The sequence below is a fragment of the Streptomyces sp. NBC_00328 genome (genome assembly GCF_036139655.1).
GTDB lineage: Bacteria > Actinomycetota > Actinomycetes > Streptomycetales > Streptomycetaceae > Streptomyces.
In genome coordinates, this window is the sequence record NZ_CP108013.1 from 6,002,179 (window position 1) to 6,028,885 (window position 26,707).

Genomic DNA, 26,707 nt, shown 5'->3' on the forward strand with positions numbered 1-26,707 from the left:
GCCGGCCGACCGGCTGCCTCTAGCGCGCGCGAGGTTCCTGGCCGGCTGCGGGCAGCCGCTTCTCGAACCAGCGCGCCGCGTAGACGTTGTCGTCGTAGCGCGGGATCTCCGTGTATCCGCACGCCCGGTACATCTCCTGGGCCTCGGTGAGCGCGGCGTGCGTGTCGAGTCGTACGACGGTGAACCCGCGCTCCACGGCCCGCTGTTCGAGGCCGTCGAGGATGCGGCGCCCGAGGCCCAGCCGACGGGCCCCGGGGTCCACCCACACATGCCGGATCTCGCCCGCCCCGGGGCCGAGACGGCGCAGTGCCCCGCAGCCCACGGGGCGGCCCTCCTCGTAGGCGACGAGGAAGGCGCCCGCGTCGCCCGACACCTCGTGGGGCCGGACGAGGGTGGCGGGGTCGAAGCCCTCGGGGAACCGTTCGTCGATGTCGGCCGCGTACGCGTCGAGGCAGGCGCGGGCGTCGGGGGAGGCGCCGTCGACCGTCTCGACGGTGATCGCGGCGAGCCGGAGCAGCCGGTGGGCGGTGTCCAGGGCCGTGGTCAGTTCCGCCCGCCGGGGAGCGTCGAGACCGCTGAGCAGCCCCGCGGCGAGTGTGTCGGCCAGCCGGTTCTGCTCCTTGATCTCGGCCCGCCCGGCGGCCGTGAGGTCGGCTACCCGCAGTCGGCTGTCACCGGGATGGACACTCAGACGGACGAGGCCCTGTGTCTCCAGGGCCCGCACCATCCGGCTCAAGTACCCGGCGTCCAGCCCGAGTCTGGCCCGCAGCTCGCGCAGGGAGGCTCCCGTCCCGCCGATCTCGAACAGCAGCCGGGCTTCCCCGAGCGGGCGGTCCTGGCCGAGGTAGTGGTCGTCGAGGGCTCCGATGCGCCGCGTGAAGTAGCGGTTGAACCGCCGCAGCGCCGTCACCTGGTCCGCTGACACTGGCTCCATCGTCCTTCGGCTCTCTGTCCGGCTCGGGTCCATGGCTGCCTCTTTCCTTGACTTTAGTCAAAGGAAAGCGCGGCTGTCCATCGGTTCCCGCGTCCCGCCTTGTCGCTTTTCGGGGGATTTTTCAGTGACCCGCCGCACTTCGGATGCCGGATCGCGCATGCGGCCGGGGCCGAGGGGCAGGTGCTCACAGCTCACGGGGCGAAACCCGCGTGACGCAGGGGGATCGAACAGGAACGGAAGGCAACACCGACCATGGCCGGACAGCAGGCAGAACAGACCATCCACGTGGGCGGCGAGTGGCGCGCGGCGCTCTCCGGCGCGACGCGCCAGATCCTCGACCCCGCCGATGCCGAGCCGTTCGCCGTGGTCGCGGAAGGGGACGAGAAGGACGCGGACCTCGCGGTCGCCGCCGCGCGCCGCGCCTTCGACGAGGGGCCCTGGCCGCGGACCCCCGTCACCGAACGCGCCGCCCTGCTGCGCCGCGTGGCCGGCCTCCTCGTCCGCGACCGCGAGGAACTCGGGCTGCTCGAAAGCCGTGACGCGGGCAAGACCCTGGAGGAGGGGCGCATCGACATCGACTGCGTCGCCGACGCCTTCCGCTACTTCGCGGACCTCGTGGTGGGGGAGGGCGGCGGCCGCGTCGTGGACGCCGGTTCGTCCGACGTCCACAGCGTCGTCGTGCACGAGCCCGTCGGGGTGTGCGCCCTGATCACCCCCTGGAACTATCCTCTGCTGCAGGCCAGTTGGAAGATCGCTCCGGCCCTCGCCGCCGGCAACACCTTCGTGGTCAAGCCCAGCGAGATCACTCCGCTGACGACCGTCGCCCTGCTCCGGCTGCTGGCCGAGGCGGGTCTCCCCGACGGTGTCGCGGGGCTCGTCACCGGCCCCGGGCACACCGTCGGCGCCCGCCTCGCCGAGCACCCCGACATCGACCTCGTCTCCTTCACCGGCGGCCTGGCCAGCGGTACGAAGGTGGCGCGCGCCGCCGCCGACACGGTCAAGAAGGTCGCGCTCGAACTCGGCGGCAAGAACCCCAACATCGTCTTCGCCGACGCCTGTGCCACCGAGGAGGGCTTCGACACCGCTGTCGACCAGGCCCTCAACGCCGCCTTCATCCACAGCGGTCAGGTGTGCTCGGCCGGTTCGCGGCTCATCGTCGAGGAGACGGTGCGTGAACGCTTCGTCGCCGAACTCGCCCGCAGGGCAGGTGCGATCCGGCTCGGCCGCGGCACCGAGGACGGCGTGGAGTGCGGCCCGCTGGTCTCCGAGCAGCAGCGCGCGAAGACCGAGGCGTACGTCGCCTCCGCGCTGGCCGAGGGCGCGGTCCTGCGGGCCGGCGGCAAGCGGCCCGAGCCGTCCGAAGTCCGGCCCGACGGCGGCTTCTTCTACGAGCCGACCGTGCTCGACCAGTGCCACCGCGGGATGCGGGTCGTCCGCGAGGAGGTCTTCGGGCCCGTTCTGACCGTGGAGACGTTCGCCACCGAGAGCGAGGCCGTCGCGCTCGCCAACGACACCGAGTACGGCCTCGCGGGCGCCGTCTGGACCGCCGACGCCGGCCGCGCCCGCCGTGTCGCGGGGCGGCTGCGTCACGGCACCGTCTGGATCAACGACTTCCACCCCTACCTCCCGCAGGCGGAGTGGGGCGGCTTCGGCCGCAGCGGCGTCGGGCGTGAACTCGGCCCCGCCGGACTCGCCGAGTACCGCGAGACCAAGCACATCTACCAGAACCTCGCGCCCGCGCCCGTCCGCTGGTTCGCCGGCTGACTCCGGTACCCGGCAAGAACCCCCCTTTCACGGCCTTTTGGAGCACCCCCTTCATGTCCCAGCACGAGAACACGTACGACTACGTCGTCATCGGCGGCGGTACGGCGGGCTCCGTGATCGCGTCCCGCCTCACCGAGAACCCGGATGTCAGCGTCGCCGTCATCGAGGGCGGCCCCAGCGACGTGGGACGTGAGGACGTCCTCACCCTGCGCCGCTGGATGGGCCTGCTCGGCGGGGAGCTCGACTACGACTACCCGACCACCGAACAGCCGCGCGGCAACTCGCACATCCGGCACAGCCGCGCCCGGGTGCTCGGCGGGTGTTCGTCGCACAACACGCTGATCGCGTTCAAGCCGCTGCCGTCCGACTGGGACGAGTGGGAGGCGGCCGGCGCCAAGGGCTGGGGCGCGGTGCCGATGGAGACGTACTGGACGCGGCTCCTGAACAACATCGTCCCGGTCGACGGGAAGGACCGGAACGCCATCGCGAGGGACTTCGTGGACGCCGCGCGGTCCGCTCTCGGCGTGCCGCTGGTCGAGGGCTTCAACCGGCGGCCGTTCACCGAGGGCGTCGGGTTCTTCGACCTCGCGTACCACCCGGAGGACAACAAGAGGTCGAGCGCCTCGGTGGCGTACCTGCACCCCGTGATGGACGAGCGGCCCAACCTGACGCTCCTGCTGGAGACGTGGGCGTACAAGCTGGAACTGGACGGAAAGCGCGTCACGGGCGTCCACGTCCGCACGAAGGACGACGAGGAGGTTCTCGTCCGCGCGCGCCGCGAGGTCCTGCTCTGCGCGGGCGCCGTCGACTCACCCAGGCTGCTGCTGCACTCCGGCATCGGGCCCGCCGGTGACCTGGAGGAGCTGGACATCCCCGTCGTCCACGATCTGCCGGGCGTCGGCGAGAACCTGCTCGACCACCCCGAGTCGGTGATCGTCTGGGAGACGAACGGGCCGATCCCGGAGAACTCCGCGATGGACTCCGACGCGGGCCTGTTCGTACGCCGCGACCCCGAACAGCCGGGCCCCGACCTGATGTTCCACTTCTACCAGATCCCCTTCACGGACAACCCGGAGCGCATCGGCTACGAACGTCCAGCGCACGGCGTCTCGATGACTCCCAACATCCCCAAGCCGCGCAGTCGCGGCCGCCTTTACCTCACCAGCGCCGACCCGACCGTCAAACCCGCCCTCGACTTCCGGTACTTCACGGACGAGGACGACCACGACGGCCGCACCCTCGTCGACGGCATCAGGATCGCCCGTGAGATCGCCGCGGCCGAACCGCTCGCCGGCTGGCTCAAGCGCGAGGTGTGCCCCGGACCCGACGTCACCGGCGACGAGGAACTGAGCGCGTACGCACGGCAGGTCGCGCACACCGTGTACCACCCGGCGGGCACCTGCCGGATGGGCGAGCTCTCGGACGAACTCGCGGTGGTGGACCCCGAACTGCGCGTCCGCGGCCTCGACGGCATCCGGATCGCCGATGCCTCGGTGTTCCCGGCCATGCCCGCCGTGAACCCCATGGTCGGGGTACTCATGGTCGGGGAGAAAGCCGCCGAGCTGATCGGGGGTGGCGCGCGATGAACACGCCCACCGGCGCCCCGAACGCGACCGCCACGGCCGGTCCCGTCTTCTCCGTACGCGGCCTGTGGAAGGTGTTCGGCCCGAAGGCCGACCGTGTCCCCGGCGACCCCGGACTCGCCTCCCTCGACGCCGCCGCCCTGCGGGCCGCCACCGGCTGCACCGCCGCCGTCCGTGACGTCGGCTTCGACGTGCGCAAGGGCGAGGTCTTCGTCGTCATGGGCCTGTCCGGTTCGGGCAAGTCCACCCTGGTGCGCTGTCTCACCCGGCTGATCGAACCCACCTCGGGCAGTCTCGCCATCGACGGCGAGGACGTCCTCGCGATGGACAAGGGCCGGCTGCGCGAACTGCGCCGCCACCGCGCCGCCATGGTCTTCCAGCACTTCGGCCTGCTGCCGCACCGCACCGTCCTCGACAACGTCGCCTACGGCCTGGAGATCCAGGGCGTTTCGCGCGAGGAACGCCGGGCGAGGGCCGCCGAGGTCGTCGCCAAGGTCGGCCTGGAGGGCCTGGAGCAGCGCAGACCGGGCGAGCTGTCCGGCGGCCAGCAGCAGCGCGTCGGGCTGGCCCGCGCGCTCGCCGTCGACCCCGAGGTCCTGCTGTTCGACGAGCCGTTCAGCGCGCTCGACCCGATGATCCGGCGTGACATGCAGGAGGAGGTCGTCCGGCTGCACCGCGAGGAGGGCCGCACGATGGTCTTCATCACCCACGACCTGACCGAGGCCCTGCGCCTCGGCGACCGCATCGCCCTGATGCGCGACGGGCGGATCGTCCAGCTCGGCACCCCCGAGGAGATCGTCGGCTCCCCGGCCGACGCCTATGTCCGCGAGTTCGTCCGGGACGTGCCCCGCGAGCAGGTCATGACCGTACGCACGGCCATGCGGGCCGGGGACTGCGGCGGACCGGACCACCCCGGCGCGCTCGCCCCCGACACCGTGGTCGCCGACGCCATCAGGACCGTGTCCGGCAGCGGGCGCGCCGCCTGCGTGGTCCAGGACGGCCGCTGCCTGGGCGTCGTCGACCACGAGCGGCTGCTCGCCGTCGTCGCCGGAGCGGACCTGCGTGCCGACGCGGACACACCTGCCGGAAAGGACCTGCACGCCGACGCGAACACGCAGGCCGGAACGGACTCGCGCGCGGAAGCGGGCCCACGTGCCGGGGCGGGTCCGCGGAAGGAGGCGGTGTGATGGCCGCAGTCACCGCGTCCGCTCCCCGTACCGTCCTGCCCGCCCGGCTGCGGCACCCCGCCGTCGGCAAGCTCGTGCTGCTCGCCGTTCTCGCGGCGGTGCTCGTGCCCCTCGCCGACGCCCGCTGGTCCAGCGGAAGCTGGCCGCACGCCCTGACCGTCGACCTGACCGGACCCCTCGGCAGGACCGGCGACTGGATCATCGACAACCGCGACAGCCACCCGCTGTTCCTGTACTTCTTCGGCTACGTCAGCAACGCCGTCGTCCTCTCCGTACGCGCCGTCTATCTGCTGCTCCTCGCGGCCGGCTGGGCCGGAGTGACCGCCCTGGCCGCCCTCGTGGCCTGGCGGGCCGCCGGAGTGCGGCAGGCCCTCGGCACCGGCGCCGCGTTCCTCGTCTGCGGACTGCTCGGCATGTGGGTGCCCACCCTGCAGACGCTGGCGGTCATGGTCGTCGCCGTGCTCGCCTCCGTCGCGCTGGGCGTGCTGCTCGGCCTCGCCGCCGGGCTCTCCGACCGCACCCACCGCGCACTGCGCCCCGTCCTCGACACCATGCAGGTGCTTCCGGCGTTCGCGTATCTGCTGCCCGTCGTACTGGTCTTCGGCATCGGCGTTCCCGCGGCCGTGCTCGCCACCGTCGTCTACGCCGCCCCGCCCATGGCCCGCCTCACCGCGCTCGGCCTGCGCGACGCGGACGAGGGCGTGATGGAGGCCGTCGCCTCGCTCGGTGCCACGGCCCGCCAGCGCCTGTTCACCGCCCGCCTTCCGCTGGCCCGCAGGGAACTCCTCCTCGGCCTCAACCAGACGATCATGATGGCGCTGTCCATGGCCGTCATCGCCTCCGTGATCGGTGCCGGCGGTCTCGGCGACCGCGTCTACCAGGCCCTCGCCTCCGTGGACGTGGGCGCCGCACTCGCCGCCGGCATCCCGATCGTGCTCCTCGCGGTCGTCCTCGACCGGGTCACGGCCGCGGCGGGCGAACGGCTCGGGGCGCCCCGCGAGAACACCTCCCGGCCGTACGGGGCGCTCGCCGCCCTGGCCGTCCTCGCCGTCGTGCTCACCGGCCGCCTCGCGGGCCGGACGGAATGGCCCGACGCGTGGGCGGTGAACATCGCCGAGCCGGTGAACAGCGCCGTCGACTGGATGACCGGCCACCTGTACTCGGGCGTCCCGTACATCGGCGGCACCGCCGACTGGGCGGGCCACTTCACCACCTGGGTCCTCGACCCGCTCCGGGACGGACTCCAGGCGCTGCCGTGGTGGGCCGTACTGCTGGCGGTCGCCGCTCTGGCCTGGCTGATCGGCACCTGGCGCACCGCCCTGACCGCCGTCCTCGCGATGGCCGCGATCGGCGTGCTCGGCGTCTGGAAGCCGTCCCTCGACACGCTGTCGCAGGTCATCGCGGCCGTCGCCGTGACCCTCGTGACCGGCTTCGCCGTCGGCATCGCGGCAGCCCGCAGCGAACGCTTCGAGCGCCTGCTCCGGCCCGTCCTCGACGTCTGCCAGACCATGCCGCAGTTCGTCTACCTCATCCCCGTGGTCGCGCTGTTCGGCGTCGGCCGCGCACCCGCCGTCGCCGCCGCGGTCGTCTACGCGCTGCCCGCCGTGGTCCGCATCACCACCCAGGGGCTGCGCGCCGTCGACCCGGCCGCGCTGGAGGCCGCCCGCTCCCTCGGCGCGACCCCTGCGCAGCAACTGCGGCAGGTCCAGCTCCCGTTGGCCCGGCCCGCGCTGCTGCTGGCCGTCAACCAGGGCGTCGTCCTGGTCCTCGCCGTCGTCATCATCGGCGGCCTGGTCGGCGGTGGCGCCCTCGGCTACGACGTCGTGTTCGGCCTCGCCCAGGGCGATCTGGCCACCGGTCTGGTCGCGGGCGCCGCGATCGTCTGCCTCGGCCTGATGCTCGACCGGGTGACCCAGCCGACCGGACGCCGCGTGAAGAAGGGAGCGTGACATGCGACTTCGTACGACATCCGCGGTGGCCGGAGCCTCGGCCCTGCTGCTGCTCACCGGCTGCGGCGCCGCCGACATGACCAGGCAGGCCTCGCCCTTCGCGAACGCCCAGGGCGCGAAGACGGTGACCCTGTCCGTGCAGTCCTGGGTCGGCGCCCAGGCCAATGTGGGCGTGGCGCGGTACCTGCTCGAACACGAACTGGGCTACCGCGTCGACACCGTCCAGGTGGACGAGGTGCCCGCCTGGGACGCGCTCAGCCAGGGCCGCGTCGACGCGATCCTGGAGGACTGGGGCCACCCCGACCAGGAGAAGCGCTACGTCGAGGACAAGAGGACGATCGCGTCCGGCGGAGACCTGGGCGTGACCGGGCACATCGGCTGGTACGTCCCGACGTACTTCGCGAAGCAGCACCCCGACGTGACCGACTGGAAGAACCTCGACAAGTACGCCGACCGGATGCGTACGCCCGAGAGCGGCGGCAAGGGACAGCTCCTCGACGGCTCCCCGTCGTACGTCACCAACGACAAGGCGCTGGTGGACAACCTGCACCTGAACTACCAGGTGGTGTTCGCCGGTTCGGAGGCCGCGCAGATCACGCAGATGAAGCAGTTCGCGAAGGAGAGGAAGCCCTTCCTCACGTACTGGTACTCCCCGCAGTGGCTGTTCGAGAAGATCCCCATGACCGAGGTGAAGCTGCCCGCCTACAAGGAGGGCTGCGACGCCGACGCGGCGAAGGTGGCCTGCGCCTACCCGCACACCCCGCTGAAGAAGTACCTGAACGCCGACTTCGCGAGGACCGGTGGCAGGGCGGCCGCCTTCCTGAAGAACTTCAAGTGGACCACCGAGGACCAGAACGAGGTCTCCCTGATGATCGCCAACGACAGGCTGACGCCTCAGGAGGCGGCGAGGAAATGGGCGGACCGCCACCGGTCGACCTGGCGGTCGTGGCTGCCCTCGTGACGGGTCACGGTGCGGCCGGCGCACTTCACCGCACCGTGACGGGCCACCCTGCGGTCAGCGCAGCTTCGCCGCCAAGTCCCCGAGCGCCTCGGCCGACCGGCGTTGCAGCCCGGGACCGAACGTGACCCGTGTGGCGCCCAGTTCACCCAGTTCGGCGGGAGACGTCCCGTCGAGCCGGGCGAACGCGTTCAGGGGCCCCTGGACACCGGACCGCAGCAGCGGGAGCACCTCCGTCGGGGCCCCGATCGGATACACGCAGTCCGCGCCCGCCGCGACGTACAGCGCGGCCCGCCCGATGACCTGCCCGGGATCACCGTCGCCGTACGCGAAGACATCCACCCGGGCGTTCACGAAGAGCCCGTCCGCCGCCGCGCTCCGCACCTCCGCCAGCCAGTCGGCGTGCCGGGCCGCGTCCTTGAGGACCCCGCCCTCGGAGTCCTCGAGGTTGCAGCCCACGGCCCCCGCCTCCAGCAGCCGTTCCACCAGCTCCCGGGGCGCCAGCCCGTAGCCGCCCTCGACGTCCGCCGACACCGGCACGTCGACCGCACGGGCGATCCGCGCGACGGCGGCGAACATCTCGGCGGCGGGTGTCTCCCCGTCGGCGTACCCCAGCGACGCGGCCACCCCGGCGCTGGGCGTGGCGAGCGCGGGGAACCCCGCGTCCGCGAACACCCGGGCGCTCGCCGCGTCCCAGGGCCCGGGCAGCACCAGCGGATCGCCCGGCACCCGCCCGTGGTGCAGCGCCCGGAACCGCTCGGCCCCGCCCGCCACCGGGTGCTCCCCGCCCCCGGCCGGCCGAGCCGTCACTTGTGCCCGCCCGGCCGGTAGTGGCCGGGCACCATGCGGCAGGTCACGGCGAACCGGTTCCAGGCGTTGATCATCGTGATCGAGGCGATCAGCTGGACCAGGTCGGCCTCCTCGAAGTGCCGGGCCGCGCGCTCGTACACCTCGTCCGGCACGAAGCCGTCCGTCAGGACCGTGACGGCCTCGGTCAGCTCGATCGCCGCGATCTCCCTCTCCGTGTAGAAGTGCCGCGACTCCTCCCACGCGCCGAGCTGCACGATCCGCTCCACGCTCTCGCCCGCCGCGAGCGCGTCCTTGGTGTGCATGTCCAGGCAGAACGCGCAGTGGTTGAGCTGCGAGGCACGGATCTTCACCAGTTCGAGGAGCGTGGGGTCCACCCCGCGCCGGGCCGCCGCGTCGAGCCTGACCATCGCCTTGTAGACGTCGGGGGCGAGCTCGGCCCAGGCCAGCCGGGGCGAGTGCTCGGGCGCGTACGGCGCGGTTCCGTCGGCGGGCGCCGCGGAGGCCGGGGGAGTGGAGCCGGCGGGGGTCGCCGGGGCTGTCGGGGTGTGCCGGGTGGTCGTGTCCTGCGTCGTCATGCCATCGACCCTACGAGGGGAGTAGCCCAGGGGTATGGTCCATTCCCATGGGGAAAACGTGGGCCACTCTGGGTGTCGACCTCCATGTCGAGCCGACCGGGTCCGGTATCCGCAAGGGGCTGACGGAGGCGCTGCGCGAGGCCGTCCGCAGCGGCCGGCTGGCCCCCGGGACCCGTCTCCCGTCCTCCCGCTCGCTCGCCGTCGACCTCGGCGTCGCCCGCAACACGGTCGCCGAGTCCTACGCCGACCTCGTCGCCGAGGGCTGGCTCACCGCACGCCAGGGCTCGGGCACCCGGGTCGCCGAGCGGAGCGTCGTACGACCGGCGCCCCAGGCCGCGCCGCGCCGCCGCGAACAGGCCCGTCCCGCCTACGACCTCGTCCCCGGCCGCCCCGACCTCGCGTCCTTCCCGCGCGCCGCCTGGCTCAAGGCGGCCCGCCGCGCGCTGACCCGCGCCCCGCACGAGGCCCTCGGCTACGGCGATCCACGCGGCCGCCCCGAGTTGCGCACCGCCCTCGCGGGCTACCTCTCCCGCGCCCGGGGCGTCCGCGCCGACCCGGAGCGCATCGTGGTCTGCTCCGGTTTCTCGGACGGTCTCACCCTGCTCGGCGCGGTCCTGCGCCGCCGGGGGCTCCGCTCGGTCGCCGTGGAGTCGTACGGGCTGGACGTGCACTGGACGCTCCTGCACCGGTCGGGCCTGCGCACGGTCCCCCTGCCGGTGGACGAACTCGGCACCGACGCACGGGACATGACGGGCGCGCGGGCCGTACTCCTCACCCCCGCCCACCAGTTCCCGATGGGCGTTCCGCTGCACCCGGACCGCCGGGCAGCCGTCATCGCCTGGGCCCGCCGCACCGGCGGGCTCGTCCTGGACGACGACTACGACGGCGAGTTCCGCTACGACCGGCAGCCCGTCGGCGCGCTGCAGGGACTGGACCCCGGCCACGTGGTCCATCTGGGCACCGCCAGCAAGTCCCTGGCCCCCGCGCTGCGCCTCGGCTGGCTCGTCCTGCCGCCGTCGCTCGTGGACGAGGTCGTCTCCCTGAAGGGGGAGGGAGGCTGGTCCACCGGGGCACTGGACCAGCTGACCCTGGCGGAGTTCATCACCTCCGGCGCCTACGACCGTCACGTGCGCGCCGCCCGCCTGCGCTACCGGCGTCGGCGGGACGCTCTCGTCGCGGCCCTCGCCGCCCATGCCCCGGACGTGCACGCCACCGGCATCGCCGCCGGACTGCACGCCGTGCTCCGGCTCCCGCCCGGCACCGAGCGGTCGGTCGTCCAGGCCGCCGCGTTCCAGGGCCTGGCCGTCCACGGCCTCTCCCACCACCGCCATCCGGAAGCGGTCGGCCCGCACCAGGACGCCCTGGTCGTCGGCTACGGCACCCCGCCGGATCACGCCTGGTCGGGCGCCCTGGACGCCCTGTGCCGGGCACTTCCCTGAAGGGCCCTGTTCCAGCCGGTTCCTGAGGAGCCGTCAGGTGCCGGCAGGTCGCATCAGGGTTCATCAGGTGCCGGCAGCGTCCATCAGGGTCCGTCGGGTTCCGGCGGCGTCCATCAGGTCCGTCGGGTTCCGGCGGCGTCCGTCCGGGTCCACGAGAGGCCGTGCCGTTTCACGACGACGCCGGCACGGACGTCTTGGTGGCCGGCGCCTCGCCGAACCGTGCGAGCGCCAGGGCCCCCGCCACCGCCACCGCGAAACCGAGCACCGCCAGCCAGGTGAACCCCTCGCGGGTACGGTCGCCCAGCCACACCACGCCCACCAGCGCGGGTCCGATGGTCTCCCCGATGACCAGCCCGGCGGTGGCCGTCGTCACCGAACCCCGTTCCAGGGCCGTGGTGAGCAGCAGGAACGCCGCACCGCCGCCGACCAGCAGCGCGTACGTCGCCGGATTGGCCAGCAGCGTCCCCGGATCGAGGTCGGCGATCAGCCGCACCGCCACCTCGACCACCCCGAACCCGAACCCCGAGCCGAGTCCCAGCGCGAGCGCCCGCCCCCGGTCGGGCAGCCGTCCGCCGACGAGGGCCAGCATCAGGACGGCCACGGACGTCCCCAGCGTCGCGTACTTCAGCGCCAGGGACCCCGTCCGGTCGCCCTCCGCGCCGGACGCCAGCCCCAGCATCGCGAGACCGGCGCACACCACCGCCACCGCGCCCCACTCGACCCCGCTGAGCCGCACGTGGAGCAGCCGCGAGGCGACCACCGCGGTGACGGCCAGGCTCGCCGCGAGGGCCGCGCCCACCGCGTAGATCGGAATCGACCGCAGCGCGACGATCTGGAGCAGGAACCCGACCCCGTCGAGGCCCAGTCCCGCCAGATAGCGCCACTGCCGCAGCGCCCGCAGCAGCAGGACCGCCGCGCCGCCGGCTCCGCCGCCCGTCCCGCCCTCGCCCGCGGCCCGTGCGGCCATCGCCTGGAGAACCGTCGCCGTACCGAAACAGACCGAGGCACCAAGGGCGCACATCATTCCAAAGAGCACGAAGCGACTGTAGGGGACGGCGCATCGTCGGGGGCCGTCGGGACCGCACCGGGCGGGGTCTCTAATCTGTCCCCTTCAATCAAAAGTGATCGGCAGAGATCAAACGGGGGAGCGAACATGGCAGACGTACGGCGCCAACTGCGCTCGGGCACGGTCGTCCTCGGCGGCATGGGACTTCTCGCGGCGACGCTCACCGCCTGCTCCTCGGAGCCCGACAAGCGCTGCGTCGACCGCGACAGCTACAACCGCGGCAAGGGCTACGAGGTCGTCGCCGACAAGTACTGCAAGTCCTCCACGAGCACGTATCACGCCGGCTGGTACTACGGCGGCGACAAGAAGAGCAACCGGATCGAGGGCGGTTCCTTCGTCAAGCCCAGCGGCTCCGGGAGTTCCGGCGGTTCGGGCGGCGGCGTCCACCGTGGCGGCTTCGGCGGCGGCAAGGGCGGCTCCGGCGGCTGACCTGCGGGCCCGGGGGCCTGAGCGCGTGCTCCCGGCCCCCGACCCGCCGCCGAGACGGAGAACTCAGCCGCCCACCCGCCCGCCCGCCGACACGGAGAACCCCGCGCCCCATGGAACGCCGCACCATCACCCCCCGCCCCGGCTGGCAGCAGACCGTCGAGCGGCAGGGGCTGATCTACCCGCTCACCCGCCACCCCGACGACTCCCTGCGCCCCTACTGGGACGAGAGCGCCTACTACGCCTTCTCGCTGCCCGAGGTGGAGGCGCTGGAGGAGGTCGTCGAGGAACTGCACGCCATGTGCCTGACGGCCGCCGGTCACATCGTCGAGCGGGGACGCTTCACCGACCTCGGCATCGACGACCCCCGGGTCGTGGCGGCCGTCTCCGAGGCCTGGCACCGGCGCGGCGAACTCCCCTCCGTCTACGGCCGTTTCGACCTCCGCTACGACGGAACGGGCCCGGCGAAACTCCTCGAGTACAACGCCGACACACCGACCTCGCTGGTCGAGGCCGCCGGCCCGCAGTGGTTCTGGATGGAGGACCGCTTCCCCGGCGCCGACCAGTGGAACTCCCTCCACGAACGCCTCGTCGCGGCCTGGAGGAAGCAGGCCGCCCTCCTCCCGCCGGGCAGCCCGCTCCACTTCGCGCACTCCGCCGAGGACGAACTCGGCGAGGACCTGATGACGGTCGCCTACCTGAAGGAGACCGCGGAGCAGGCGGGACTGGACACGGACTGGATCTCCATGGAGGAGATCGGCTGGGACCCCCTCTCCCGCCGCTTCGTCGACAACCGGCTCGGTTTCATCCGAGCCTGCTTCAAGCTCTATCCCTGGGAGTGGCTCACCACCGACGCGTTCGCCGGCCATGTCCTGGAAACCCTCGACAACGGCGGCGGCACCGGTACGACCCTGTGGATCGAGCCGGCCTGGAAGATGCTCCTCTCCAACAAGGCCGTCCTCGCCGTCCTCTGGGAGCTGTACCCGGACCACCCGAACCTCCTCCCCGCCTACCTCGACGGCCCCCGCGAGCTGGCCCGTACGAACGGCTACGTCGCCAAACCCCTGCTCGGCCGCGAGGGCGCCGGTGTGACGATCCACGAACCCGGCGCGGCCCCCGCCGTACGCGAAGAGGCCTGCTGCTACCAGGAGCTGGCACCGCTCCCGTCCTTCGACGGCAACCGTGTCGTCCTCGGCGCCTGGGTCGTCGAGGACGAGTCGGCGGGCCTCGGCATCCGGGAGTCCTCGGGCCCGATCACGGACGAGTACGCCCGCTTCCTGCCCCACGTGATCCTCTAGGAGTGCCGTTCCTGGGCCCCCAGCACCGCCCGCAGCTGGGCCAGGCCCCAGTCCAGGTCCTCCTCGGTGATGACCAGGGGCGGGGCGATCCGGACGGTGACCCCGTGGGTGTCCTTGACGAGGACACCCCGGTCCATCAGCTTCTCCGAGATCTCCCGGCCCGTGCCGTACGCCGGGGCGATGTCGACGCCCGCCCACAGCCCGCGCCCGCGCACCGCGGTGACGTGACCGGAGTCCTTCAACAGACCCAGTTCACGGTGCAGATGCTCACCGAGCTCGGCGGCCCGCCGCTGGTACTCGCCCGACCTCAGCATCGCGATCACCTCCAGGGCCACCGCGCAGGCCAGCGGATTCCCGCCGAAGGTCGACCCGTGCTCCCCGGGCCGGAACACCCCCAGCACCTCCGCGCTCGACACCACCGCCGACACCGGCACCACTCCGCCGCCGAGCGCCTTCCCGAGGACGTACATGTCCGGCACCACACCCTCGTGCTCGCACGCGAACGTACGGCCGGTGCGCCCCAGCCCCGACTGGATCTCGTCCGCGACGAACAGCACGTCGCGCTCCAGCGTCAGCTCCCGCACGGCCGGCAGGTAACCGGCCGGCGGCACCAGCACTCCCGCCTCGCCCTGGATCGGTTCCAGCAGCACGGCCACCGTGTTCTCCGTGACCGCCGACCGCATCGCCGTCAGGTCCCCGTACGGCACGATCTCGAATCCCGGTGTGTACGGGCCGAAGTCGGCCCGCGCCTCCGGGTCCGTCGAGAAACTGATGACCGTCGTCGTACGCCCGTGGAAGTTGTTGCCCGCGACCACGATCTTCGCCATCTCGGCCGGGACGCCCTTGACCCGGTACCCCCACTTCCGGGCCGTCTTCACCGCCGTCTCCACCGCCTCCGCCCCGGTGTTCATCGGCAGCACCATCTCCATGCCGCACAGCGAGGCCAACTCCCGGCAGAAGTCCGCGAACCGGTCGTGGTGGAACGCCCGCGACGTCAGCGTCACCCGGTCGAGCTGCGCCTTGGCCGCCTCGATCAGCCGCCGGTTGCCGTGGCCGAAGTTCAGCGCCGAGTATCCGGCCAGCATGTCGAGGAAACGGCGCCCCTCGACGTCCGTCATCCAGGCCCCGTCCGCCGTCGCCACGACGACCGGCAGCGGGTGGTAGTTGTGCGCGCTGTGCTCGTCGGCCGAGGCGATGTACGCCTCCGTCGTCTCCCTGGCATCCATGGTGGTCATGGGATCTCCGTTCTCCGGCCTCTTTCCTATCGTCGCTCGCATGGTGGACCGGGGACCCCGGTGATCCGGCGCGCCCGGTAGGCTGACCGGCGGGGCCGTGACTGGCGCGCTGGGATGGGACCGACCATCGGGGAGCGGCACCCGCGCTGTGGCTTCCCCGGGGCGATCCCGGACCTCTGGACGGAGAAACAGGCCGTCGTGAGGGGCCCGGACCGTCCGGGCGAGGAGTCGTGGCAACCGAGTGCCGTGCGCCTGGGCCGACCCGTGAACGCTGAAAGCAACGTCCGGAGGCCGTCATGCCAGAGCCCCTTTCCACCGAGTCCACCGCCTTCCGCAGCGCCCTCGACGTGATCCGGGCCGTGGAGCCCCGTGTCGCCGACGCCATCGGCCAGGAGATCGCCGACCAGCGCGACATGCTCAAACTGATCGCGTCCGAGAACTACGCCTCCCCGGCCACCCTGCTGGCCATGGGCAACTGGTTCAGCGACAAGTACGCCGAGGGCACCGTCGGCCGCCGCTTCTACGCCGGCTGCCGCAACGTCGACACCGTCGAGGCCCTCGCCGCCGAGCACGCCCGCGAACTGTTCGGCGCCGAGCACGCCTACGCCCAGCCGCACTCCGGCATCGACGCCAACCTCGTCGCCTTCTGGGCCGTCCTCGCCGCCCGGGTGGAGGTCCCGGCCCTCGCCAAGGCCGGCGTCCGCAACGTCAACGACCTCTCCGCGGCCGACTGGGCCGAACTGCGCCAGGCCTTCGGCAACCAGCGCATGCTCGGCATGTCCCTGGACGCGGGCGGCCACCTCACCCACGGCTTCCGCCCGAACATCTCGGGCAAGATGTTCGACCAGCGCTCCTACGGCACCGACCCCGCCACCGGTCTCATCGACTACGAGGCCCTGCGCGTCTCCGCCCGCGAGTTCAAGCCGCTGATCATCGTCGCCGGGTACTCCGCCTACCCCCGCCTGGTGAACTTCCGCGTCATGCGCGAGATCGCCGACGAGGTCGGCGCCACCCTCATGGTCGACATGGCGCACTTCGCCGGCCTGGTCGCGGGCAAGGTCCTGACCGGCGACTTCGACCCGGTCCCGCACGCCCAGATCGTCACCACCACCACGCACAAGTCGCTCCGCGGCCCGCGCGGCGGCATGGTCCTGTGCGACGAGACCCTCGCCGAGCAGGTCGACCGCGGCTGCCCGATGGTCCTCGGCGGCCCGCTGCCCCACGTCATGGCCGCCAAGGCCGTCGCGCTCGCCGAGGCCCGCCGCCCCGAGTTCCGCGACTACGCCCAGGCCGTCGTCGACAACTCCCGCGCCCTCGCCGAGGGCCTGATGCGCCGCGGCGCCACGCTGGTCACCGGCGGCACGGACAACCACCTCAACCTCATCGACGTGGCCTCCTCCTACGGCCTGACCGGCCGCCAGGCCGAGTCCGCCCTGCTCGACTCGGGCATCGTCACCAACCGCAACGCCATCCCCGCCGACCCGAACGGCGCCTGGTACACCTCCGGCATCCGCATCGGCACCCCCGCGCTGACCACCCGTGGTCTCGGCGCGACCGAGATGGACGAGATCGCCGCCCTGATCGACCGGGTACTCACCGCCGCCGAGGCCGGCACCACCGCCAAGGGCGCCCCGTCCAAGGCGCAGCACGTCCTGGACGCGAAGATCTCCGACGAGATCGCCCACCGCGCCACCGACCTGCTGGCTCCGTTCCCGCTCTACCCGGAGATCGACCTCGGCTGACGCACGGCACCGGCGCCGGACCTCAACCGGCGCCGGATCGGAGCGAGCATGGGCCGTCCGACCCGAGGCAGCTCGGGCCGGGCCGGCCGGTCACGGGAGTTCGATCAGCTCCTGGTGCGGCCCCAGCAGCGGCCCGGCATTCTCGCGCCGGGCCCGGACCGCCGCGTGGGAGATGAACCAGGCGGCCCCGGCGCCGAGCGCCACGCCCGCCGCGAGTCCGGGCACCGCCCAGAACGCCGGGTCCAGCTCCACGCTGGCGGTGGACCCGGCCGACCCGGAGCCGAAGAGCCTTCCGTCCTTCATCAGCTCGTCGAACACCGAGCGCGGCGCCGGATGCCAGCGGATGTCGTGGTTCATCGAGTCCGGCGACAGATTCGACTGCACCCACGGCGTACCGTCCAGGGCGAGGTACACCTGGTCCTGGCGCTCGATGGTGACATCACCGTCGGGTGTCCGATGGGCGGTCTGCGTTCCGTCCCCGGGGCCCGTGACCCCCCAGATCACCGTGGCCTGCGGTTCGGGGAGGTGGCCGTCCTTCCACCCGTCGGGCGCTTTCTCCGTTCCCGTGTACCGGGGCGACAGCAGCCGCCACAGCCGTGCGAAGTCCGGGTCCTCGTTGTGCAGGGTGGTCGTCCGTCCCGTGTCGCCGGCGATGGTCAGGGCGACGTCCGGGCTGTCCCCCGAGGAGCGCTGCGCGGCGCTCTCCCGGACCGCTGATGAGACCACCGGCCCGCTCGCCGCCGGGTCGGCCACGGCGGACGGTGCCGCCGACACCACCGCCGCAGCGGTCGCACCCAACGCCCCCACCACCGTGAGCAGTTCACGAAGCCCGCGCATGGAACCCCCAACCGGCCGGCGCAGAGCCGACCAGCACGCCGTTGTGCCGATTTCTGGGTGCGCCGCTGGACAGGCCGGGGTCCCCCACGACGGCGACGTCCGATCAGCGCTCCGCCCTGCCGAATCCGGTTACCAGGCGGTTCGGCATTCTTAAGCGCCGGTGACCTCGAAAGCACCCCCTCCAGCCGGAACGTCACCTCACCGTTGCACTTCCATGACAGTGAGTGTCAAAAAGCTGCTCAGGTGAGCGAAACAGTCACCGTCTGTGCTGCCGAGCCGGAGGTCCGGAGGGCACGGTTTCCCGGAACCGCGGCGCCGACCCGCCCGGGTCGCATCTCTTTCCGGCCAGTTCCGGAGCGGGCCCCGGCACCTGAGAGAATGGTGAACATGGCCTCTGACAGTCCTCGCGTGCTCTCCGGAATCCAGCCCACGGCAGGCTCGTTCCACCTCGGCAACTACCTCGGCGCCGTCCGTCAGTGGGTGGCGCTCCAGGAGTCCCACGACGCGTTCTACATGGTCGTCGACCTGCACGCGATCACGATTCCGCAGGACCCCGCGGACCTGCGTGCCAACACCCGGCTCGCGGCGGCGCAGCTCCTCGCCGCCGGACTCGACCCCGAGCGCTGCACGCTCTTCGTCCAGAGCCATGTCCCCGAGCACGCGCAGCTCGCCTGGGTGATGAACTGCCTCACCGGCTTCGGCGAGGCCTCCCGCATGACCCAGTTCAAGGACAAGTCCGCCAAGCAGGGCGCCGACCGCGCGAGCGTGGGCCTCTTCACGTACCCGGTCCTCCAGGTGGCGGACATCCTGCTGTACCAGGCCCACGAGGTCCCGGTCGGCGAGGACCAGCGCCAGCACATCGAGCTGACCCGCGACCTCGCGGAGCGTTTCAACGGCCGCTTCGGGGACACCTTCAGGATTCCCAAGCCGTACATCCTCAAGGAGACGGCGAAGATCTTCGATCTCCAGGACCCGTCGATCAAGATGAGCAAGTCGGCGTCGACGCCGAAGGGCCTCATCAACCTGCTCGACGACCCGAAGGTGACCGCCAAGAAGGTCAAGAGCGCGGTCACCGACACGGACACCGTCATCAGGTACGACGCGAGCGCCAAGCCGGGTGTCAGCAACCTGCTGACCATCTACTCGACGCTCACCGGCACGGGGATCGGCGAACTGGAGGAGAAGTACGCCGGCAAGGGCTACGGTGCGCTGAAAACGGACCTCGCCGAGGTCATGGTCGACTTCGTGACGCCGTTCCGGGAGCGCACCCAGCAGTATCTGGACGACCCCGAGACGCTCGACTCGATTCTGGCCAAGGGTGCCGAGAAGGCGCGCGCCGTCGCCGCCGAGACGCTCTCCCAGGCGTACGACCGGGTCGGATTCCTGCCCGCCAAGCACTGACGGCCGAGGCCATCGCGGTACGCGGGGCCGCGCCCGGCCCTCCGGCGGCGGCACGGCCCCTATCACACCACCTTCGGCAGTCAGTACGAGACGAGCGCGACACTCCTACACACGCCGATTGCGGGTCATACCGCCGTACAGTCGAAAGCCGGGGCGGGCCGAGCGATCGTCCCCCTCCCGCGCAGCACCACCGAACAGCCCTGACCATCGACAACGACAGGAGACGACGTGGGGACCGTAACGATCGGTGTGTCGATCGCGGTCCCGGAGCCTCACGGCAGCCTGCTCCAGGAGCGGCGCGCGGGCTTCGGCGACCCCGCGGCTTGCTGCATTCCCACGCACATCACCCTGTTGCCGCCGACCGAGGTCGAGGAATCGGCGCTGCCCGCGATCGAGACGCACCTCGTCGAGGTCGCGGCCGCCGGGCGCCCGTTCCCGATGCGGCTGTCCGGCACCGGCACCTTCCGCCCCCTGTCACCGGTCGTGTACGTCCGGGTCGCCGAGGGCGCCGAGGCCTGCACCTGGCTCCAGAAGCAGGTCCGGGACGTCTCGGGCCCCGTCGCCCGCGAGCTCCAGTTCCCGTACCACCCGCACGTCACCGTGGCCCACGGCATCGACGACGAGGCGATGGACCACGCCTTCGAGGCCCTCTCCGGGTACGAGGCCGGGTGGCCCTGCACCGGATTCGCCCTCTACGAGCAGGGTGCCGACGGTGTGTGGCGCAAGCTCCGCGAGTTCGCCTTCGGCGGCGCCGTGGTGCCCCCGCAGGCCACGTCGCCCGAGCGGGACACCACACTTCCGGCGCTCTGACGGGCGCGGAACGTCAGAGCGGCAGCCGCCTGAAGACCGCGCGCGGCGTGTGCCGCAGCGCGGACATGACCATCCGCAGGGCCCCCGGCACCCACACCGTCTCCGAGCGGCGCCTCAGCCCCAGTTCGATCGCCGCGGCCACCGCCTCCGGGGTGGTCGACAGCGGCACCTCGGGCAGATGGGCCGTCATCCGCGTACGGACGAATCCGGGGCGTACGACCATGACGTGCGCGCCGGTGCCGTGGAGGGCGTCGCCCAGGCCCTGCGCGAAGGCGTCCAGGCCCGCCTTGCTGGAGCCGTAGATGAAGTTCGAGCGGCGGGCGCGTTCGCCCGCGACCGAGGACAGCACCACCAGGGAGCCGTGCCCCTGCGTCTGCAGCGCCCGCGCGCACACCAGACCCGAGGACACCGCGCCCGTGTAGTTGGTCTGCGCGACCCGGACGGCCGCGACCGGCTCCTTCTCGTCCAGGGCCTGGTCGCCGAGCACCCCGAAGGCCATCAGCACCAGGTCGATGTCGCCCTCGGCGAAGACCTTGCCGAGCACGGCCTCGTGGGACTCGGGATCGAGGGCGTCGAAGGCGAGGGTACGGACGTCCGCGCCGAGCCGGCGCAGCCGCTCGGCGGCCTCTTCCAGGGCGGGGGCCGGCCGTCCGGCGAGCCACACCGTGCGGGTCCGCCGGGTGATCAGCCGGCGCGCCGTGGCCAGCGCGATCTCGGACGTGCCGCCGAGGACCAGCAGGGACTGGGGGATACCGAAGGCGTCCTTCATGACAGCGAGCTCCTAGAGACGGGGAACCGGAGGGGCGGGCGGGAACGGGCGCGCTGCGGGCCGGGAACGGCGCCGGGGCCCACTACAGGCCGAGCCGGCGGGACAGGTCCGAGGTGAAGACCCCTCGTGGGTCCAGCTCCCGGCGCAGCGACCGGAACGCGCCGAGCCGCGGATACATGACGTCCAGCAGCTCGGGCCGCAGCCGCGCGTCCTTGGCGAGGTACACGCGCCCTCCGGCCTCCGCCACCTCCTCGTCCAGTTCGTCGAGGAAGGTGCCGAGGCCCGGCAGGCCCGCCGGGATGTCCAGGGCCAGGGTCCAGCCGGGCACGGGGAAGGACAGCCAGCCCGGATCGCCCTCTCCGAAGCGCTTGAGGACGGCGAGGAAGGACGGGCAGCGGCGTTCGGAGATGCGCCGCACGATCCGCCGCAGGGTCTCCTCCCGGCCGTGTCCGACGACGAACTGGTACTGGACGAAGCCGCCGCGCCCGTAGACCCGGTTCCAGTGCGGCACCCCGTCCAGGGGATGGAAGAAGGCCGGGATCGGCTGGAGTTCACCGGTCCGCAGGCGGGGCGCCTTGCGGTACCAGAGTTCGTTGAAGAGGCCGACCGTCGTCCGTCCGAGGAGCCCTTCGGGCACGAAGGCGGGGGCGGCCGGGAGGCGTGACGGGCGGAACGCCAGCGGGTGTCTGCGGGCCCGCGGGGGGAGCGCGTCCAGCGGCGCGTGCTCGCCGCGGGTCAGGACCGAGCGCCCCGTCCGGGCCCCGCGGGCGAGGAGGTCGATCCAGGCCACCGAGTAGCGGTACCGGTGGTCGGTGGCGGTGAGGCGGGCCATCAGGTCGTCCAGGTCCGCCGCGCGTTCGGTGTCGACGGACATCAGGGCGGTCTCCACCGGCTGGAGACGGACGGTCGCTGTCAGGATCACCCCGGTCAGGCCCATGCCGCCCGCCGTGGCGTCGAACAGCGGGGTGCCGGGCCCGACCGTCCTGATCTCGCCGTCCGCCGTCAGCAGCTCGAAGGACAGGACGTGACGGGCGAAGGAGCCCGACACGTGGTGGTTCTTGCCGTGGATGTCCGCGCCGATCGCGCCGCCCACGGTCACATAGCGGGTCCCCGGCGTCACCGGCACGAACCAGCCGAGGGGGAGCAGGACCTCCATGAGCCGGTGCAGGGACACCCCCGCGTCGCACAGGACCGTGCCGCCGCCCGCGTCGATGGCGTGGATCCGGTCCAGGCCCGTCATGTCGAGCACCGCCCCGCCCGCGTTCTGCGCGGCGTCGCCGTAGGCCCGTCCGAGCCCCCGGGCGATCCCTCCCCGGGCCCCGCACTCCCGTACGGCGGCCGCCGCTTCCCCGTAGGTGCGCGGACGGACCAGACGGGCGGTGGTCGGGGCGGTGCGGCCCCAACCCGTGACGGAGACGGAGTCGGCAGGCATGACCGTGACCGTAGCGCCGCCGGGGGTGCGCAACGGGGCAATCTACCCAGCGCTCCCGGCTCCTCACCGAAATGGGTGATTAATGGGATGTCGTCCAAGATTGCCGTAGTTCTGCGACCACTCCCTAGAAGAGTGGGATCGCATGGACGACCTTGACGACCGTGACGAGATGGATCGGCGGCCTGACGGCATGGACCGTCCACTGGAGGGCATGGACCGCCGGGTGCTGTCCGCACTCCACGCGTACGGCGGGTACCCGCGGGTCGCGGCCGTCGCGCGCGCCCTGTCCTGGAGCGGAGAGCACGGCGCCCTGTGGCTCGCGGCGGGGCTCGCCGGGGCGGCCGCCGACCGTGGGCGGAGGGGCGCGTGGCTGCGCGCGACGGCGCTCACCGCCGGCGCGCACCTCGCGAGCATGGGGGTGAAACGGATCGTGCGCCGCCCGCGTCCCACGCACGTGGCACCCCGGGTGAGAACGGCGGGACGGCACTCCTTCCCCAGCTCGCACGCGGCCTCCGCGACCGCCGCGGCGGTCGCGTACGGCGCGCTCGGCGCGTACGCCGTCCCGCCGCTCGCCGCCGCGATGTGCCTCTCGCGCCTCGTCGTCGGCGTCCACTACCCCACGGATGTCGCCGCCGGCGCGGCCCTGGGCGCCGCGGCGGCGGGACTGGGCGCCCGCTGGATCGGGGCGGGCCATGCCTGAGCGCACGGCGCTTCTGGAGCGCGCTCCGGCCCTCGCCCCGCCGCCGCGGAGCCTGACCGGGCTGCTGCGGGGCCTCGTCAGGACCGCGCGTCCCCGCCAGTGGGTGAAGAACGTGCTCGTCGTGGCCGCCCCGGCCGCCGCCGGCCGGCTCTTCTCGCTGCACGCCCTCAGCAGACTCGCGCTGGTCTTCCTCCTGTTCACGGCCTGTGCCGCCGCCGTGTATCTGATCAACGACGCCCGGGACGCCGTCGCCGACCGCGCCCACCCGGTGAAGCGCCACCGTCCGGTCGCCGCGGGCCAGGTCCCCGTCCCGGCCGCGTACGCCGTCGGCGGCGTCCTCGGGGTCCTCGCGCCCGCGACCGCCGCCTGGTTCTGCTCGCCGGCCGTCTGCGCGCTGCTGACCGCGTACATCGGCATACAGCTCGCGTACTGCGTGAGCCTGAAGCACGTGCTCGTCGTCGACCTCGTCGTCGTCACGACCGGGTTCCTGATGCGGGCCATGATCGGCGGCCTGGCCCTCGGCATTCCGCTCTCGCGCTGGTTCCTGATCACCACCGGCTTCGGGGCGCTGTTCATGGTCTCGGCGAAGCGCTACTCCGAGGCCGTGCAGATGGCGGGCACAGCGGGTGCCACGCGCGCGCTGCTCACCGAGTACACGACCGGCTACCTGCGGTTCGTGTGGCAGCTCGCCGCCGGGGTCTCCGTCCTCGGCTACTGCCTGTGGGCCCTGGAGGAGGGCGGAGTGCCGAGCACCGGCCTGCTGCCGTGGCGTCAGCTGTCCGTGGTCGCCTTCATCCTGGCCGTCCTGCGCTACGCGGTCTTCGCCGACCGGGGCACGGCGGGCGAGCCGGAGGACGTGGTCCTGAGCGACCGTCCGCTCGCCCTCATCGGCCTGGTCTGGCTGGCCATGTACGGACTCGCCGTGGCGAACTGGTGAGCGTCACCGAGGACCGGCCCGGTCCCGGTCTCCTCGCCGGCCGCGGGGCGGACGCCGGGGCGCCGGGTGCCCCGGGGCCCGCGGGCGCGGAACCGGCGGCGGCCCCCGGACAGACCCGTCCCCGCAAGCGTCTCCTGCGCGAGCTCCTCGGGTTCGCCGCGGTCGGCGTCCTCGCCTACGCCGCCGACCTCGGCCTCTTCGTCTGGCTCCGCGGCCCGGCGGGTCTGGACCCCCTGACCGCCAAGTCGCTGTCCTTCGTCGCGGGCTGCTCGGTGGCGTACGCCGGGAACGCGCTCGGCACCTACCGGCACGCGGCGGCCCGGGGCCCGCGCCCCTGCCTGATCTTCCTCGCGGTGAACATCGCGGGCGCGCTGGTGCAGTTGCTGTCCATCGCCGTCAGTCACTACGGGCTCGGGTTCACCTCACCGCGCGCGGACACCGTCTCGGGCGCGGGAGTCGGGATGGCGCTCGCCACTGTCCTGCGATTCTGGGGTACCCGGTCACTGGTTTTCCGAGGCGAGGGCAGAGTCGGATCATGGACTGGCTGAAAAAGATTCCCGGCGTGGGGCCTTGGGTCATACGCCTGATGGCCACGCACGCGTGGCGGTCGTACGAGCGCCTGGACCGCGTCAAGTGGACGCGGCTCGCCGCGGCGATGACCTTCATCAGCTTCGTGGCGCTGTTCCCGCTGCTGACGGTGGCCGCGGCGATCGGGGCCGCCACGCTGAGCACTCAGCAGCAGAAGGACCTCCAGGACAAGCTCGCCGAGCAGGTGCCGGGCATCTCCGACCAGCTCGACATCAACGGCCTCGTCCAGAACGCCGGCACCATCGGACTCGTCGCGGGCGCCCTGCTGCTGGTCACCGGCATCGGCTGGGTCGGCTCGATGCGGGAGTGCCTGCGCGCGGTCTGGGAGCTTCCCGACAGCGAGGAGAACCCCCTCCTGCGCAAGCTCAAGGACGGCGGAGTCCTCGTCGGCCTCGGCGGCGCCGTGCTCCTCACCATCGTGGTCTCCACCCTCGCGTCCACGGCGATGGGCTGGTCGGCACGGCACCTGGGCATCGACGAGAACGGCTGGGGGAGCACCCTCCTCCAGGGCCTCGCCTTCGCGGTGGCCGTGCTCGCCGACTTCCTCGTCCTGCTCTACGTCCTCACGCTGCTGCCCGGTGTCGAGCCGCCGCGCCGCCGGCTGATCGTCGCCGCGCTGATCGGCGCCGTCGGGTTCGAGCTGCTCAAGCTGCTGCTCAGCGGCTACATGCGGGGGGTGGCGTCCAAGAGCATGTACGGCGCCTTCGGGGTGCCGATCGCGCTGCTCCTGTGGATCAACTTCACCTCGAAACTGCTCCTGTACTCCTCCGCCTGGACGGCGACACCGAGCGAGGGGCGGGACCGGGAAGCGGCGGACGACGACGCACCGCCGGGTCCGGCCGGACCGGCCGGCTCAGGGGAACCGGCCGGCCCGCGGGACCGGAGTGACCCCGAGGCTCCGAAGAACGCGAAGGAGGCCCCCGGGACCCGCGCGGTCAGCGGCGGCGGCGCATCAGGTCCGGCAGCGGCCAGCGGCGGTTGACCAGGAAGACGCCCGCTGCGAGCAGGGTGACGAAGCCGCCCGTCAGGCCGAGCGCGACGCCGATGCCGGTCGAACCGCCCTTCGCCGCGGTGGAGGCCGCCACCTGCTTCGTGGAGGTGTGTGCGGCGCCCGTGCCCGGGTTCGCCCCGCCCGACGCGTTGGCGCCCGGCTGAGCGGTGGTGTCGACGCCCTTGGGTGCGACCAGCTCGCCCACCGGCTCGACCTTGCCCGCGGACTGGAATCCCCAGTCGAGGAGCTGGGCGGCCTCCTTGTAGACCTCGTTGTGCTCCTTCTTCTCCGGGTTCATGACCGTGACGAGCAGCACCTTGCCGCCGCGCTCGGCGACGCCCGTGAAGGTGGCGCCCGCGTTGGTGGTGTTGCCGTTCTTCACCCCCGCGATGCCCTGGTACGGGGTGATGTCGCTGTCACCGGACAGCAGCCGGTTGGTGTTGCGGATCTCGGAGGACGCGCGGGCGGACGTGCCCTTCTTGTTCCCGGCCGTCGTGCCGGGGAAGGTGGCCCGCACCGTCGAGCAGTACTCCCGGAAATCCTTCTTCTGGAGCCCCGAACGGGCGAACAGCGTCAGGTCGTAGGCCGACGACACCTGGCCCCCGGCGTCGTAACCGTCCGGGCTCACCACGTTTGTGTCGAGGGCCTGGAGGTCCTCCGCGTGCGCCTGCATGTCCTTGACCGTCTCGCGGACGCCGCCGTTCATCGAGGACAGCACGTGCACGGCGTCGTTGCCGGACTTCAGGAAGACACCGAGCCACAGGTCGTGGACGGTGTACGTCTCGTTCTCCTTTATGCCCACCACGCTGGAGCCCGCTCCGATGCCCGCCAGGTCGGAGGGGGCCACCTTGTACGAGGTGGTCCGCGGGAACTTGGGCAGCACCGTGTCGGCGAACAGCATCTTCAGGGTGCTCGCCGGGGGCAGCCGCCAGTGCGCGTTGTGCGCGGCCAGGACGTCACCGGACTCGGCGTCGGCGACGATCCAGGAACGCGCGGTGATGTCCGCGGGCAGGACGGGGGCGCCGCCGCCGAGGTTCACCTGGTTGCCGGGCCGGCCGAGCCGCTCGCCGCCGAGGCTCGACATGTTCGCCGGGGGCGTGGCCGAGGGAGTGGCCGAGGGGGACGCCGAGGGGCTCGCGTCGGCGGTGACGGCGAACACGGGCGCAGTGAAGGAAAGGGGCAACAGCGTGGCGGAGGCGACCAAAAAGGATCGCTGGATGGTCTTTTTCGAGGCGGGCACGATCGAGAAAGTACAGGGGTTGTGACGGGAATTCCC

At 72.4% G+C, this 26,707-nt stretch carries 24 protein-coding genes; 15 read left to right on the forward strand and 9 right to left on the reverse strand.

Annotated features, from left to right (window positions below):
- Window positions 1-19: 19 nt before the first annotated feature.
- Window positions 20-934: a bifunctional helix-turn-helix transcriptional regulator/GNAT family N-acetyltransferase gene (locus OG485_RS26405; RefSeq protein ID WP_328671016.1), complete on the reverse strand. Its 915-nt coding sequence runs from the start codon at window positions 932-934 to the stop codon at window positions 20-22.
- A 252-nt stretch (window positions 935-1,186) separates the two neighbouring features.
- Between OG485_RS26405 and OG485_RS26410 the strand changes: the two genes are divergently transcribed.
- The 5 genes from OG485_RS26410 to OG485_RS26430 are packed head-to-tail and all read left to right on the forward strand — an operon-like array spanning window position 1,187 to window position 8,378.
- Complete coding sequence (locus OG485_RS26410; RefSeq protein WP_328671017.1) at window positions 1,187-2,698, forward strand: aldehyde dehydrogenase family protein; 1,512 nt, start codon at window positions 1,187-1,189, stop codon at window positions 2,696-2,698.
- A gap of 53 nt (window positions 2,699-2,751) precedes the next feature.
- Window positions 2,752-4,284, forward strand: a complete 1,533-nt coding sequence (locus OG485_RS26415; protein WP_328671018.1) for a GMC family oxidoreductase — start codon at window positions 2,752-2,754, stop codon at window positions 4,282-4,284.
- Window positions 4,281-5,468: a quaternary amine ABC transporter ATP-binding protein gene (locus tag OG485_RS26420; RefSeq protein ID WP_328671019.1), complete on the forward strand. Its 1,188-nt coding sequence runs from the start codon at window positions 4,281-4,283 to the stop codon at window positions 5,466-5,468. The genes OG485_RS26415 and OG485_RS26420 overlap by 4 nt, the downstream gene beginning before the upstream one ends.
- Complete coding sequence (locus tag OG485_RS26425; RefSeq protein WP_328671020.1) at window positions 5,468-7,417, forward strand: ABC transporter permease subunit; 1,950 nt, start codon at window positions 5,468-5,470, stop codon at window positions 7,415-7,417. The genes OG485_RS26420 and OG485_RS26425 overlap by 1 nt, the downstream gene beginning before the upstream one ends.
- Window position 7,418: 1 nt before the next feature.
- Entirely contained in the window at window positions 7,419-8,378 is a 960-nt protein-coding gene (locus OG485_RS26430; RefSeq protein ID WP_328671021.1) for an ABC transporter substrate-binding protein, read from the forward strand.
- Window positions 8,379-8,432: 54 nt separating this feature from the next.
- Here the strand turns inward: OG485_RS26430 and OG485_RS26435 are convergent, their stop codons facing one another.
- Window positions 8,433-9,149: an isocitrate lyase/PEP mutase family protein gene (locus OG485_RS26435; RefSeq protein WP_328671022.1), complete on the reverse strand. Its 717-nt coding sequence runs from the start codon at window positions 9,147-9,149 to the stop codon at window positions 8,433-8,435.
- A 32-nt stretch (window positions 9,150-9,181) separates the two neighbouring features.
- Complete coding sequence (locus OG485_RS26440; protein WP_328671023.1) at window positions 9,182-9,760, reverse strand: carboxymuconolactone decarboxylase family protein; 579 nt, start codon at window positions 9,758-9,760, stop codon at window positions 9,182-9,184.
- 47 nt (window positions 9,761-9,807) lie between these two features.
- Here OG485_RS26440 and pdxR point away from each other — a divergent pair, with 47 nt between their 5' ends.
- Complete coding sequence (gene pdxR / locus OG485_RS26445) at window positions 9,808-11,199, forward strand: MocR-like pyridoxine biosynthesis transcription factor PdxR (RefSeq protein WP_328671024.1); 1,392 nt, start codon at window positions 9,808-9,810, stop codon at window positions 11,197-11,199.
- Window positions 11,200-11,368: 169 nt separating this feature from the next.
- Here pdxR and OG485_RS26450 read toward each other — a convergent pair whose 3' ends face one another.
- Window positions 11,369-12,223, reverse strand: a complete 855-nt coding sequence (locus tag OG485_RS26450; RefSeq protein WP_328674654.1) for a hypothetical protein — start codon at window positions 12,221-12,223, stop codon at window positions 11,369-11,371.
- A 129-nt stretch (window positions 12,224-12,352) separates the two neighbouring features.
- Between OG485_RS26450 and OG485_RS26455 the strand changes: the two genes are divergently transcribed.
- Both OG485_RS26455 and OG485_RS26460 read left to right on the forward strand, forming a co-directional pair.
- On the forward strand, window positions 12,353-12,694 hold the full coding sequence (locus tag OG485_RS26455) for a hypothetical protein (protein ID WP_328671025.1): 342 nt from the start codon (window positions 12,353-12,355) through the stop codon (window positions 12,692-12,694).
- 110 nt (window positions 12,695-12,804) lie between these two features.
- On the forward strand, window positions 12,805-13,989 hold the full coding sequence (locus OG485_RS26460) for a glutathionylspermidine synthase family protein (RefSeq protein ID WP_328671026.1): 1,185 nt from the start codon (window positions 12,805-12,807) through the stop codon (window positions 13,987-13,989).
- Here OG485_RS26460 and rocD read toward each other — a convergent pair.
- A complete protein-coding gene (gene rocD / locus OG485_RS26465) occupies window positions 13,986-15,215 on the reverse strand; it encodes an ornithine--oxo-acid transaminase (RefSeq protein ID WP_443048942.1) in 1,230 nt (409 codons plus the stop codon). The two genes, OG485_RS26460 and rocD, sit on opposite strands and share 4 nt — an antisense overlap.
- 305 nt (window positions 15,216-15,520) lie before the next feature.
- Here rocD and OG485_RS26470 point away from each other — a divergent pair, with 305 nt between their 5' ends.
- Complete coding sequence (locus tag OG485_RS26470) at window positions 15,521-16,966, forward strand: glycine hydroxymethyltransferase (RefSeq protein ID WP_328671028.1); 1,446 nt, start codon at window positions 15,521-15,523, stop codon at window positions 16,964-16,966.
- 90 nt (window positions 16,967-17,056) lie between these two features.
- Here the strand turns inward: OG485_RS26470 and OG485_RS26475 are convergent, their stop codons facing one another.
- Complete coding sequence (locus tag OG485_RS26475) at window positions 17,057-17,803, reverse strand: hypothetical protein (RefSeq protein WP_328671029.1); 747 nt, start codon at window positions 17,801-17,803, stop codon at window positions 17,057-17,059.
- A gap of 387 nt (window positions 17,804-18,190) precedes the next feature.
- Between OG485_RS26475 and trpS the strand changes: the two genes are divergently transcribed.
- Together trpS and OG485_RS26485 are read left to right on the forward strand one after the other, a co-directional pair.
- Entirely contained in the window at window positions 18,191-19,204 is a 1,014-nt protein-coding gene (trpS, locus tag OG485_RS26480; RefSeq protein ID WP_328671030.1) for a tryptophan--tRNA ligase, read from the forward strand.
- 228 nt (window positions 19,205-19,432) lie between these two features.
- Window positions 19,433-20,014 carry a 2'-5' RNA ligase family protein gene (locus tag OG485_RS26485; RefSeq protein ID WP_328671031.1) on the forward strand — a complete coding sequence of 194 codons (582 nt, stop codon included), beginning with the start codon at window positions 19,433-19,435 and terminating at the stop codon, window positions 20,012-20,014.
- Window positions 20,015-20,027: 13 nt separating this feature from the next.
- On the opposite strand, the gene OG485_RS26490 is transcribed toward OG485_RS26485, so the two are convergent.
- Together OG485_RS26490 and OG485_RS26495 are read right to left on the reverse strand one after the other, a co-directional pair.
- The gene (locus OG485_RS26490) at window positions 20,028-20,783 is read right to left on the reverse strand and encodes a decaprenylphospho-beta-D-erythro-pentofuranosid-2-ulose 2-reductase (protein WP_328671032.1); all 756 of its coding nucleotides are present in this window, start codon (window positions 20,781-20,783) and stop codon (window positions 20,028-20,030) included.
- Window positions 20,784-20,865: 82 nt separating this feature from the next.
- On the reverse strand, window positions 20,866-22,215 hold the full coding sequence (locus OG485_RS26495) for an FAD-binding oxidoreductase (protein ID WP_328671033.1): 1,350 nt from the start codon (window positions 22,213-22,215) through the stop codon (window positions 20,866-20,868).
- A gap of 142 nt (window positions 22,216-22,357) precedes the next feature.
- Here OG485_RS26495 and OG485_RS26500 point away from each other — a divergent pair, with 142 nt between their 5' ends.
- The 4 genes from OG485_RS26500 to OG485_RS26515 all read left to right on the forward strand — a co-directional run bounded on the left by OG485_RS26500 (window position 22,358) and on the right by OG485_RS26515 (window position 25,422).
- Window positions 22,358-22,915 (forward strand): phosphatase PAP2 family protein, encoded by a 558-nt coding sequence (locus OG485_RS26500; protein WP_443048764.1) that lies wholly within the window; start codon window positions 22,358-22,360, stop codon window positions 22,913-22,915.
- A complete protein-coding gene (locus tag OG485_RS26505; protein WP_328671034.1) occupies window positions 22,908-23,852 on the forward strand; it encodes a decaprenyl-phosphate phosphoribosyltransferase in 945 nt (314 codons plus the stop codon). The genes OG485_RS26500 and OG485_RS26505 overlap by 8 nt, the downstream gene beginning before the upstream one ends.
- A 134-nt stretch (window positions 23,853-23,986) precedes the next feature.
- A complete protein-coding gene (locus OG485_RS26510; protein WP_328674657.1) occupies window positions 23,987-24,400 on the forward strand; it encodes a GtrA family protein in 414 nt (137 codons plus the stop codon).
- Window positions 24,388-25,422 (forward strand): YihY/virulence factor BrkB family protein, encoded by a 1,035-nt coding sequence (locus tag OG485_RS26515; RefSeq protein ID WP_328671035.1) that lies wholly within the window; start codon window positions 24,388-24,390, stop codon window positions 25,420-25,422. Before OG485_RS26510 ends, OG485_RS26515 begins: the two co-directional genes overlap by 13 nt.
- Here OG485_RS26515 and OG485_RS26520 read toward each other — a convergent pair.
- Entirely contained in the window at window positions 25,376-26,671 is a 1,296-nt protein-coding gene (locus OG485_RS26520; protein WP_328671036.1) for a D-alanyl-D-alanine carboxypeptidase family protein, read from the reverse strand. The genes OG485_RS26515 and OG485_RS26520 overlap by 47 nt on opposite strands.
- Between the last annotated feature and the right edge of the window lie 36 nt (window positions 26,672-26,707).